Below are 11,932 nucleotides of genomic sequence, written 5' to 3' on the forward strand. Positions count from 1 at the left end.
AGCCATAAATCCCGATCAACTACCCGATAACGAAGCGTTAAAACCAACCAACACAGCACGATCCATATTTTAACAAGTGATCTATTATAACCGTAATAATCAACAAATTAAACCCAAAACCACCGCAAGAGAATGCCCTTTCCAATAGCAAAAAGACTTCTTTATACTTACGAAAAAAAAAGATCCTTGGATTAAAAAATGCTTTTTTATCTAAAAATTTTGCAAAAAATCTAAAAATTACGGTAATTTTCACCTTCGAAAAAAAAGCAATGAAAGAGATCTACACCATAAAAGACGCCATTAAAAAAATCGAACATTACTGCGCTTACCAAGAGCGCTGTCATGAAGAAGTCGAGTCTAAATTGCGCAGCATGAAAATGGATTCTGATGAAATTGATCAAATTATTGCTCATTTAATCAAAGACAATTTCCTGAATGAAGAACGTTTTGCTTGCAGTTTTGCTAGAGGAAAACACCGAATCAAACATTGGGGAACCATCCGGATTACGAACGAATTGAAATTCCGAAAAATAAACCAACGCTTAATTACTACTGCACTTAAAGAAATTACAGTCGAGGAATATTTTGATACTTTCGAAAAACTAGCACAACGAACCTGGGAAAACACAACCGAAACGAACACCTTGAAAAAAAGAAAGAAATTTTGCGATAACTTGCTTAGGAAAGGATTTGAAAGCAACCTCGTTTACGAAAAAGTTAAAGAATTAGAAAATGCCGAATCAGTGAAATAATTTGACTTCACTTTAGTACTGTCAGATGGAACGCTGGCTAAACTAACTTACAACATCCTGTATTGCCAGATGGAACGCGGATGACGCGGATTTTAGCAGATGTAAACGGATTTTTCCTCTTTCACAAGCATGTAAGAATGCTCTAGATTATCAAAACGTGTAGTTTGTCAGTTCGAGCGGAGTCGAGAACCATCTTAACAAAAAGACACAATGCATTTACAACTTTCAACAGATTTAGCTCAGCTATCCTCTAGAAAAAAACAGTACTACCAATCTGGTTGCTGCTATAATGAAAGCAACACACTTACCGCATTACCACCAAAACCTACTGCATTTACCAATACTTTTTTAATGGCCTTTTCTTGTTTTTGTGCTTCCGCAAAAGGGACGCTTACGAACGTATTGTGTTGCAGCATCAAAACCGCCAACTCTAAACTTAACATACCCGAAGCACCAAAAGTATGACCTATTTTCCATTTGTTTGTGGTCAATAAGGGCAGGCTTTCGCCAAAGACTTTCTGGATCGCCTTATACTCCGTTAAATCTCCTTTTATAGTTCCTGGAGCATGCATAACAATCACATCAACATCGCACAACTTAGTGTCTTTTAATGCCATTTTCATCGATTTTTGAAAACAAGTCGCTTCTGCCGAAATAGATATGTTATGTTCTAAAATTTCTGTTGCGTAACCAATGCCTTCTATAAAGGCCAATGCATTCTCTTTTTTGCCTATTTCTAAACAACAAACTGCCGCTCCTTCACCAAGAATCATCGTGTTTTGGGTTTTATCCAAATCTAAAGCGCGGTTTGGATATTCTTCTTCCGACCTTGAATATATTTTTAAAGCACGCATTTGTGCTATCGTAAAATCGGTTAAGGGTGCTTCACTTCCACCAACCATAAATTTATCTACCATTCCTGATTTTAACCAAGCAACTCCATTTAAAACCGCATGCAACGCAGTAGAACAGGTGATAGAATGCGAAATCTCCGGACCTGAACTTTGTAAATCATGGGCAACCCAAGAAGAGATATTACCTAAAGTTGTAGTGGGAGATGCCAATGTTTGCGCCTTTCCCGTTTTTAAATATTCTTGATGGTGTTTTTCGAATAAATCAGTGGCACCACGGGAAGAACCAATGTTGATTCCGAATACGTCATTTGAGCTCCAACCTGCTTGTTTGATTGCTGAACGTGAAGCCTCCATAGCATACAAAACCGAATTATCCAGAAACTTATATTTGGAATCAGACTGTTTTAGTGTTTCAATTTTAGCAACCGAATCAACATCTAAAGGCGCAACAAACGTAAGTGCTTTATCAATATCTTTTTGAATAAAACAATGTTGGTCGCTAAGATAATTCGCCCAAATAAGTTTTGGATCATTTCCTAGTGGTGAAATGGATGAAAGTGCTGTTATGGATATAATTTGTGACAAGATGTTTTGAGTTTATTACACGAAGATTCACAGAGAATTTTCGCAGAGACTCGCAAAATTCAAAAGGATAGAATCAGCTCAGCGAAACTTAGCGTTCTTTTCCGCGTTCTTTTGCGAAATTATTTTTTGGCAAAATTAAACAATTTCAAGCGCTTCTTCGACTACTTGATATACTTTTTGCAACTGCAAATCGGTAATGATATAAGGAGGCAAAATGTAAACTATATTTCCAACTGGTCGCAGCACTAATCCATTTTCGATAAAAAAATCATACAGTTTATTGCGTAAACTGCCATAGTAACTGGCTGCACCATCTGTTTTTATTTCTAGAGCAAAAATAACACCCAAAACTCGAGTCGTAACTACTTTGGGATGCTGTTTGATTTTGTTTTGAAAAGCCAGATGATTTTCATTCACTCGAACTAAATTAGCTTGCATTTCGGGCGTACGCAACAAGGTTAAACTGGCGAGCGCCGCTGCACAACCCGTAGGATTTGCGGTAAAAGTATGACCATGAAAAAGGGCTTTATTCACATCGTCATCATAAAAACCATCAAATATTTTCTGAGTAAAACTCGTGATTGCCATAGGAATTGTTCCTCCAGTTAATGCTTTTGAAAGACACATCATATCGGGTAATTCTTGAAGATAATCGCAAGCGAAATTTTTTCCTGTTTTACCAAAACCGGTCATCACTTCATCAGCAATTGTAAAAACTTGGTGCTCTTTACAAATGGAAATCAGTTGATCTAATGCCGTAGCTTCATACATTACCATTCCTACCGCTCCAAGTACCAAAGGTTCAAATATAAAAGCAGCATATTCATTAGTTTTAACCAAATTTTCCAAAGCCTCAAAACTATGCTTTTCCAGTCCTTTTACAGGAACTGGAATCCGAGTCACTTCAATCATAGAATCTTTAAAAGCTTCGACGAAAAAGGAAATTCCGCTTGCCGCCATAGCGCCAAAAGTATCGCCATGAAAAGCGTTTTCGAAAGCAATAATCTTTGTTTTCTTGATTCCTTTGTTAAAGAAAAACTGCATGGCTACTTTGATCGCAATTTCAACAGAAGTTGATCCGTTATCCGAATAAAAAAGTTTCTCTTGATTTTGAGGCAAAATCTCCATTAACTTTTCGGATAACAAAACGGCTGGTTCATGGGTAAATCCCCCAAAAAGAACGTGTTCCAGCGTTGTTAATTGTGTATAAATAGCATTGGCAATGAATTCATTACTATGCCCAAAAGGATTTACCCACCAAGAGGCAATAGCGTCAATGTATTCCTTTCCTTTTTCGTCCCAAAGCAAAGCACCTTCCCCTTTTACGATTGCAATATGAGATTGGGCTGTTTTATGTTGTGTGTACGGATGCCAATTGTACTTCTGGTCTCTTTCGGATAATGTCATGGTAAAATAAATTATTTTGCAAAGATACGCAGAGATAAACAGAGTGCCACGCGGAAAGAATAAAATGTATTTTGTTTACAGACTTAACAAATTCTCTCTAAATTGATCAGCATAATCCTTAATTACATTTTGATCAAAATAAGGTTCTTGTTCAATACGTCCAATAAACTTGATTCCAGTTTTGGATAAAATTATCGATTCGGTCGCTTTGTTTTCTTCGCCACTAAAAATAATTCCCGTTACTTTAATTTTACGATTTTGCAAGGCTTCAATCGTTAGCAAAGTATGATTAATACTTCCTAAATAATGACGGGAAACCACAACTACTTTATAATCGGGACGAATTATATCAATTACGCAATCGGTATTGTTTATAGGAACAAATACACCGCCTGCCCCTTCAACTACCAAATGATTATTCGTTTCCGGTTCTACCATTTTATTTAAATCTATAATCACTCCATCAATTTCTGCAGCATAGTGGGGACTTGCAGGAGTGTTTAATGCATAACTATTTGGGTGAATTACCGTTTTATCATTGCTAATGTACCGTTGTATTTTATGACTGTCTGAGTTCTCTAAATCTCCCGCTTGGATGGGTTTCCAATAGTCGGCTTGTAATGATTCTGTAATAATTGATGAGGCAATTGTTTTCCCTACATCGGTTCCTATTCCTGTAATAAATAATTTCATAGTTACTAGATTTGGACACAAAAGTAAAAAACCCATCGCTAAGATGGGTTTTTTATTATTCTTCTTTTAATTCGTCAATCACTTTTTTGATCTCTTTAGCATATTTCCCATAGAAATACTGAACCCACCATTCTGCCATTAATCCTACAAACAAAATAGTTAGGGCGATAACTACAAATGTCGCAATCAAAAAACTATTACTTAAATCTGATATTTGCATTCCTGGTTTTGTAGAAACTAAATAAACAGTAAATCCTACAAAAAAAAGAACTATAAAAGGACTAAGAGCGAACGTAAATGTTTTATACAACTCCATATTAAGACGTACATCAAAATACGTTTCGTACAAGCTATCTTTAGTTCTTAAAGTAATATTATTAAGTCGTTTATAAAACAAATACAACTTCACCAAATAGTAGACGCAAACCGCAAAAAACATACTATACAATAAGTAAAAAGGTAAGAACCATTTTTCAGGAAAATCATATAAGATAGGTGCAAATCCACTAAGAATAACAGCCATCGATTGATAAATGAGTTCTTTTTTAAGATTTTTTTTAATCTTATCTAAAGGCGTGTTTGCCGTTTGTATTTTTTCTAAATTAGTAGGGAGCACAACATTTTCATTATTGTCATTGTCCCATGCTGATTGTATATCGTTAAAATCCATATCCTTGATTTTTAATTATTTCTTTTAATTTTTCTTTAGCTCTATTTAATTTCACTCTAGCATTCCCTTCAGAAATACCTAAATTATCTCCTATTTCCTTATGCGAAAAACCCTCGAGCTGATAAAAAATAATAGCCTTATCTATTTTTTCTAATTTTTGAACTGCTTTGTAAAAATGCTCTATTTGACTTTCTTTAACTTCTGAATCATCTGCTTCATCTTTTATGTTTTCAGATACGATCTCGTATTTATCGATTTTGCGCTTCTCTTTCTTTAAAAATACAATTGCTGTATTAATAGCCACCCGGTACATCCAAGTCGAAAATTGACTTTCGTTTCTAAAAGAATCATACGATTTCCAAAGTTGACAAACAATCTCCTGAAACAAATCCTGTTGGTCATCATGATTGTCCATATACATCTTAGAAACTTTATACAAAATTCCTTTGTGCTTGGCAATCCGGTTTAAAAATTCTGGTTCTTTCTCTTTCAAAATGATATTAGTTCATAACAGGTTTAACAGTATATCCTTTTTTTCTCAATAAACGAATCACTCCTTGCTCTCCCAACAAATGACCCGCTCCTACAGCAAAAAATGTGCTTTTATCTTTCATGATATTCGGCATCTTCACAATCCAGTTTTCATTTCTCCCGTCTAATAACACTTTTCTCGTTTTTTCATTCATCGCTTTCTCAGCGGTAACGTCATTGTATATTTCCGGAAGGTTTTCTTGAATATAATTTTGAACCATCTTTTTTGTGTTTTCGTCATTTGATTCCTGTAGCATTGTAATCATCTCCGCATCAGTATACGCACTACTCAAAAAATCCATTTGAGATTGCAGTGTCTCAAAACCAGCGATACTTTTACTGGAGCTTTTAGCCATTTCAATAAATTCCATTTCATACATTTTAATGTCATCACAACCAAAGGATTTCATCATGATCAAACTCGTTAAAGACACTAAATTGAACTTGTCAACTTGTTTGACCGTCATTCCAGTTCTCTTTTGTAACAAAACATCAAGATCATTCAATTGTTGCGGGCTCAATGTTTTACTTAATGGCTCTTTTCCATATATAAATTGCTGAGCACTGCTCATTTCATTTGGATCGGATAAATTAACTTCTAAGACTAAATTGTTTGTAGCATCAAAAGCTTTTTTGGTTTTATCAGATAGAAAATAATCATTCCCACAGATCATGTGAATCGTACCATATAAATAAGAAGATTTTGATAATCCATTTCCTGAAATTTCCCATAACAAAGATTTTTCATTTAGCGGTACTGAGGCTGCTTTTTTTGCTTGTGCAAAAGTGCCGCTGGAAATTAATACTACTGCTACTACTACAATTGATGTAAATAATTTTTTCATGATGATTTGATTTTTGATTTGATGATTGAAACTCCGTATTTATTTGGAGTATTTATTTCTAAAAAAAGAAGTGATAGCTCTTACAAAAAATAAGCTCATGATCAGTAAAAATGCTGTACCTAATTTATCGTAGACAAAGTACCGTACTAATCCATAACTTAGTCCTAAGCTTGAAATAAATAATAAAACAATACTGTTTTTTGATTGATTTATGGGAGTTGATTTTGTTTTCATGATTTTTGATTTATTTGATTACGACTCGTAAGTAAACAAACAATCAAAACGTTACAAAAAATTTAAATTTATTATTTGCAACTCAACAATAACAAGCTATTACGCGGTAATTTTTTTTATGACTAAAAAAATCTACTGGAAAATAAATTCACTCAACAAAGACAGCACTTCTGCTATTTCTTCTTTCGAATTATAACTGTGTAAACAAAAACGAAGTCGTTCTTGTCCTTCTGGAACGGTCGGAGATAATATTGCTTTTACTTCAAAACCTTTATCTTGAAATAGCTTTGCAATTGATTTTACTTTTTCATTACCGGGAATAATCGCTGATTGGATTGCCGATTTGGATTGTACAAACATTGGCTTCAAACCCAACATCATTTTTTGCTGATTAAAACAAACAATGTTTGCTCTCAACTGCTCCAAATTACAAGCGCTATTATCTAAAAATTGATAAGCCACCAATATTGTTGCCACAGCATGCGGCGACAAACCTGTAGTATAAATAAAGCTACGTGCAAAATTAACCAAGTATTGCTTCAATTCCTGCGAACCCAAAACAGCAGCACCATGACACCCTAATCCTTTACCATAAGTCATGATTCGAGCAAAAACGTGCTCCTGTAAATTTAGCATTTGAACCAATCCTTCGCCTTTATCTCCATAAACACCAAGTGAATGTGCTTCATCAATAACTAAATAGCAATTGTATTTATTAGAAACGACAATCAATTCTTCTAGATTAGGCGTATCGCCGTCCATCGAAAACACACTTTCGGTAATAATATAAATTGTAGTATGGGGGTTGCGCTGGATTAATTTTTCTAAGTCCTCAAAATCATTATGGATGAACTTGTATGCTTTGGCATTCGATAATTGAATTCCGTCTCTAATTGACGCGTGACACAACTCATCATACAGTATTAAATCGCCCTTTTGCGGAAGCGAACTAAAAAAACCAACATTGGCATCATAACCCGAATTAAAAATCAAAGCGGCATCTGATTTATGAAAATTCGCTATATAGTCCTCCGTTTCTTGATAAATACTGTGATTACCAGACAACAATCTAGAACCCGTTGCCCCATTTTGTCGAAAATTATGAGCTACTAAAAACTCATGTGTTTGTTCAAAAATAGCTATCGATTGCGAAAAACCAATATAATCATTTGACGAAAAATCAATTAAGCCACTACTCGAATTGAGTTGTCGCACAGCATTATGCAATTTTCGCGTTTCAATTTTTGATATCAGTTGAGCTGGAAGTACTTTCATAGACAACAAAAATAAGTTTCTTTTTCGATTTATGTATTTCTAGCTGGTTTTGTTTTTTGCTAAATTACCTTCAAGATGTAACATGGGCAAAAATACCTTTTGGTATTTCGAAAACGTTTTAGGAATCGAAAACTGTTAATGAAACGTTAACAAAGCTGCACTGAAAATAAAATTATGTTTCTTTAATAATCAGATTTATTTCTATGAAACGCATTGCAACTTTGTTTCTTCTAGTTTCCTTATTCTATAATGCCTTAGGATACTATTTAATGTTTACTCAACATAATGAGCAAGCATGGGTTTCGGATATAGAAAACACACCCGATTCAGCATTTAAAGTAATTGAGTTAAACGCTACTTTGTATTCATTCATTGAAGATACCGATTTTGAATACGTGAATGAAAATGTAATTATAGAAAACAAAAGCTACCATATTTTCAAAAAGAGAATTCAAAACAACATCCTTAGTTTGTATTATCTCCGGAATTCATATGGAGATTTAATAGGCAAAGACCTGAAAGAAATTGTAGACAATCAAATGTTTGACAGTAACCCAAGCAATAACGCACCGATTAAAAAATTGCTAAAAACATTCCTTCAAGACTACATACCAAATAGTACAACAACTGTTGTTTTTTCACAAAACAGTCCTATACCGACTAAAAAACCAAACATTACAATAAATAAAAAGCTAAATTCCGGCTACTTATCTTGTAACTATACCCCTCCCAAGTTGGCTTAATTTTTACGTCACTTATTTAAAAACAGCTTTTACAATTTGACCCATGAAAACCTACAAACCCATTCTTTTTAATAAAAAGGATGCGTACCGCGGTGCACCACTGTCAAGTTCTAGGGCTTTCTCGATCTAGACGCAACTTTGCTCTTGCAGAACTGCTGAGAAAGCACATAACTGTTATTAAACCACACTTCAATCGCTTTTCTTTTGGTTAAAACAACCAAAGGAAATAGCGCGCATTCAAGTATTCACAAAATTTATACAACATTATGGAAACTACTTTTAACGCTATATACTTTTCGTTTAGTTCAAAAATGGAAAAACACAGCACCACTATAATGCGCATCGCATTGGCCATAGTCTACATTTGGTTTGGCGCATTAAAAATTATTGGCATGAGCCCCGCTGGAGACTTAGTACAAGAAACGGTCTACTGGTTCAAACCAGAACTATTCATACCCATACTAGGCATTTGCGAGGCACTAATCGGTATTGGATTATTAATAAAAAAATACATCCCTTACACCATCGTGTTGCTGTTGCTACACATGATTGCCACACTATTTCCAATGTTTATTTTACCAAGAAGTTGTTTTGACGCTTTCCCGTACTGCCCAACATTAGTTGGTCAATATATCATTAAAAACATTGTACTCATTGCAGGCGCCCTTGTTGTAGCAGGAAATTGCAAGAACACAGAAATGTCTAAAAAATAAAAAAACTAAAGTAATCAACAATTTTTATGATTAAACTAAAAAACATAGTGGTTTGCTGGCTCCTATTATCAGCATTCCTTACAAAAGCCCAGACCGATACAGACGCTATTATGATGGGAAAACACAGTCTTTGTATCGGATCTATTTATCAATATAGCGGATGGAAACAATATTGGGAAGGAAGTTACAAAAGAGATAATCTAAATATGGGAACTATTTCTACAAAGTCAATTACAGTTATGGGAAATTATGGCGTTTCTGACAAAATAAATCTTCTATTAAGTTTGCCTTATATACAGACGGAGCCCAGAGCCGGAACTATGGCTGGACAAAAAGGAATCCAAGATGCAGCTATTAGCCTAAAATACATGCCGCTTGAAAAACCTATAGGAACCGGAACTTTGTCTTTGTACGTACTTGCAGGCATTACTGTACCGGTTTCGAATTATACGGCGGATTATTTGCCCCTGAGTATAGGGATGCAAAGTAAAACAGCATTAATCCGATTGATGACTGACTATCAAATCGGAAAATGGTTTACCACAATATCTGGAACTTACATAAAAAGAGCCAACGTGACTATTGACCGAAATGCCTACCTCACTGATGAAATACATTATACCAATAAAGTAGACATGCCCGATGCTGTTTCAGTTAATTTAAGATTAGGTTATCGTTCTACTCGATTAATCGCTGAAGCCGTATTAGATAACAGGGTAACACAATCAGGCGGTTTTGATATTACAAAAAACAACATGCCTTTTATAAGTAATACAATGAATGCTCTAAAATACGGCATAAATACAAAATACACTTTCAAAAAGATTCCTGAATTGGCTGTCGTTAGTGGCTGTAACTTTATAATAGCGGGTAGAAATGTTGGACAATCAAACACCTTTTATTGTGGTTTGTTTTATCTTTTAAATTTAAAAAAAACACAGCAACAAGATGAAAAATAGATCTGAAAAAATAATACGTAATTCTCTATTTGTCTTATTGATTACTCTAATCGCTTCTTGTAGTAGCGACCTACTAGAGCGCAATGATCAATTTGGCCCATTGAATCCAAAGAACAATGATGAGTTAGCTGGTAGTTGGAAAACTATATTATTGACAAGTCCGGATGAATTCTCATTGGAAGTTCCTGTTGCTACAACTACTCCAGCTTATACAAGAGAAATAAACGAAATAAAAAGCTATCAAGACAACATAACAGAGGACCAAAAGAGAATCATTAAGTATTGGAGCGTTGGAGGAGTACTGCGTTGGAATGAAATTATGCGAACCCTAGTTGCGCGACACAACACGCCTCCATACCAAAATGAGGATGGAACATACCCTGTGCCATCTGGTGCAAATCCTTTTGCAAATCCAGAGTTTCCATTCTCCAGTCCGCCCTATGCTGCACGGGCATACGCATACGTAAGTGCTGCACAATATGATGCCTTGGTAGCCACGTGGTATTACAAAAAACTATACAATAGAGCTGCGCCATTTAATGTAGATACCAGTATACAAGTTTTAATTCCAAAAAGCGCTTTGCCCTCCTATCCATCAGAGGACGCAGTTTTGGCTGGAGTTACTGTAGAACTACTAAAATTATTGTTCCCTACTGAAATTGCTTATATCAATGGTAAAGCTGATGAAGAAAAACTATATCGCATTATTAGTGGTGCTAACGTTAGAAGTGATCTGGATGCAGGTATCATTTTAGGCAGAAAAATTGCCACTAAATATATTTCTAGAGCCACTACTGATGGTACTGGATCGGCCGTTGGGACAGCTGAAATCTGGGCGTCTTTAGAAACCCAAACAATAGCCCAAGGAGAAACACCATGGAAGTCATTGGAGTCACCAATCCGGCCTCCTATGTTACCTTTATTTGGCAAAGTCAAATCTTTTTTCATGACTCCGGAAATGGTCATTGCTAATCGCCCAATTGCTCCCCCTTCTACTAAATCAGTTCAATTTGCAAAAGAATTAGCCGAAATTAAAGATTATAGTAAAAATGCAACTAGAAAAAACATGGAAATAGTTACTTTTTGGGCTGATGGTGTAGGCACCTATACACCTCCCGGACATTGGAATGCCATCGCGTCAGAATCTTTTGTAGAAAAAGATTATAGTGAAGTACGATGGGCCAGAAATATGGCTTTATTAAACATTGCCATGATGGATGCAGCAATTTGTTGTTGGGATGCAAAATATACTTATTTTAACCCAAGACCGTCACAAGTGGATCCCTCAATAAAAACACTAACTGGAACACCCAATTTTCCTGCTTATGTTTCTGGGCATTCCACTTTTAGTGCTGCTGCAGCTACATTGCTTTCTCATTTAATACCCTCTAAAGCAAAAAGTTATACTGCTATGGCAAATGAAGCTTCAATCTCAAGAATGTTCGGTTGTATTCATTATAGAAGTGATTGCGAAAAAGGACTCGAATTAGGAAAAAAGGTCGGTGACATTGCAATTTCTAGAGCTAAACTAGATGGCGCCGAATAAAACAACTTCCAATTAAATCCTACTCCAAAAAAAAACGTCAAGCTTAGCGAGGGCACTGAAAAACTACGCATATTTTGATTAACGTCGTTTTCTAGAGATTAAAAAAGCGCTTATAATAGGATTTC

The 11,932-nt window shown here is 35.2% G+C and carries 13 protein-coding genes; 5 read left to right on the forward strand and 8 right to left on the reverse strand.

Annotated features, from left to right (window positions below):
• Positions 1 to 269: 269 nt before the first annotated feature.
• Positions 270 to 752, forward strand: a complete 483-nt coding sequence (locus tag H8R24_RS14400; protein ID WP_187020303.1) for a regulatory protein RecX — start codon at positions 270 to 272, stop codon at positions 750 to 752.
• 284 nt (positions 753 to 1,036) lie between these two features.
• Here the strand turns inward: H8R24_RS14400 and H8R24_RS14405 are convergent, their stop codons facing one another.
• From H8R24_RS14405 to H8R24_RS14440, 8 genes are all read right to left on the reverse strand, one after another.
• A complete protein-coding gene (locus tag H8R24_RS14405; RefSeq protein ID WP_187020300.1) occupies positions 1,037 to 2,191 on the reverse strand; it encodes a beta-ketoacyl synthase N-terminal-like domain-containing protein in 1,155 nt (384 codons plus the stop codon).
• Between the two features lie 135 nt (positions 2,192 to 2,326).
• Positions 2,327 to 3,598, reverse strand: a complete 1,272-nt coding sequence (gene bioA / locus H8R24_RS14410; RefSeq protein ID WP_187020297.1) for an adenosylmethionine--8-amino-7-oxononanoate transaminase — start codon at positions 3,596 to 3,598, stop codon at positions 2,327 to 2,329.
• Between the two features lie 75 nt (positions 3,599 to 3,673).
• A complete protein-coding gene (bioD, locus tag H8R24_RS14415; RefSeq protein ID WP_187020294.1) occupies positions 3,674 to 4,291 on the reverse strand; it encodes a dethiobiotin synthase in 618 nt (205 codons plus the stop codon).
• A 55-nt stretch (positions 4,292 to 4,346) separates the two neighbouring features.
• The gene (locus tag H8R24_RS14420) at positions 4,347 to 4,961 is read right to left on the reverse strand and encodes a hypothetical protein (RefSeq protein ID WP_187020292.1); all 615 of its coding nucleotides are present in this window, start codon (positions 4,959 to 4,961) and stop codon (positions 4,347 to 4,349) included.
• Positions 4,951 to 5,454, reverse strand: a complete 504-nt coding sequence (locus H8R24_RS14425) for an RNA polymerase sigma factor (protein WP_187020289.1) — start codon at positions 5,452 to 5,454, stop codon at positions 4,951 to 4,953. Before H8R24_RS14425 ends, H8R24_RS14420 begins: the two co-directional genes overlap by 11 nt.
• 7 nt (positions 5,455 to 5,461) lie before the next feature.
• Positions 5,462 to 6,337 (reverse strand): TraB/GumN family protein, encoded by an 876-nt coding sequence (locus tag H8R24_RS14430; protein ID WP_187020286.1) that lies wholly within the window; start codon positions 6,335 to 6,337, stop codon positions 5,462 to 5,464.
• 39 nt (positions 6,338 to 6,376) lie between these two features.
• Positions 6,377 to 6,571, reverse strand: a complete 195-nt coding sequence (locus H8R24_RS14435; RefSeq protein WP_187020284.1) for a hypothetical protein — start codon at positions 6,569 to 6,571, stop codon at positions 6,377 to 6,379.
• 132 nt (positions 6,572 to 6,703) lie between these two features.
• A complete protein-coding gene (locus H8R24_RS14440; protein ID WP_187020282.1) occupies positions 6,704 to 7,846 on the reverse strand; it encodes an aminotransferase class I/II-fold pyridoxal phosphate-dependent enzyme in 1,143 nt (380 codons plus the stop codon).
• Positions 7,847 to 8,049: 203 nt separating this feature from the next.
• Here H8R24_RS14440 and H8R24_RS14445 point away from each other — a divergent pair, with 203 nt between their 5' ends.
• The 4 genes from H8R24_RS14445 to H8R24_RS14460 all read left to right on the forward strand — a co-directional run bounded on the left by H8R24_RS14445 (position 8,050) and on the right by H8R24_RS14460 (position 11,807).
• The gene (locus H8R24_RS14445; RefSeq protein WP_187020279.1) at positions 8,050 to 8,589 is read left to right on the forward strand and encodes a hypothetical protein; all 540 of its coding nucleotides are present in this window, start codon (positions 8,050 to 8,052) and stop codon (positions 8,587 to 8,589) included.
• 311 nt (positions 8,590 to 8,900) lie between these two features.
• Positions 8,901 to 9,302, forward strand: a complete 402-nt coding sequence (locus tag H8R24_RS14450) for a DUF417 family protein (protein ID WP_225876828.1) — start codon at positions 8,901 to 8,903, stop codon at positions 9,300 to 9,302.
• A gap of 26 nt (positions 9,303 to 9,328) precedes the next feature.
• Positions 9,329 to 10,261 (forward strand): hypothetical protein, encoded by a 933-nt coding sequence (locus tag H8R24_RS14455; protein WP_187020274.1) that lies wholly within the window; start codon positions 9,329 to 9,331, stop codon positions 10,259 to 10,261.
• Positions 10,251 to 11,807 carry a phosphatase PAP2 family protein gene (locus H8R24_RS14460; RefSeq protein WP_187020271.1) on the forward strand — a complete coding sequence of 519 codons (1,557 nt, stop codon included), beginning with the start codon at positions 10,251 to 10,253 and terminating at the stop codon, positions 11,805 to 11,807. Before H8R24_RS14455 ends, H8R24_RS14460 begins: the two co-directional genes overlap by 11 nt.
• The last annotated feature ends 125 nt before the right edge of the window (positions 11,808 to 11,932 follow it).

The sequence above is a fragment of the Flavobacterium muglaense genome (genome assembly GCF_014305155.1).
GTDB lineage: Bacteria > Bacteroidota > Bacteroidia > Flavobacteriales > Flavobacteriaceae > Flavobacterium > Flavobacterium muglaense.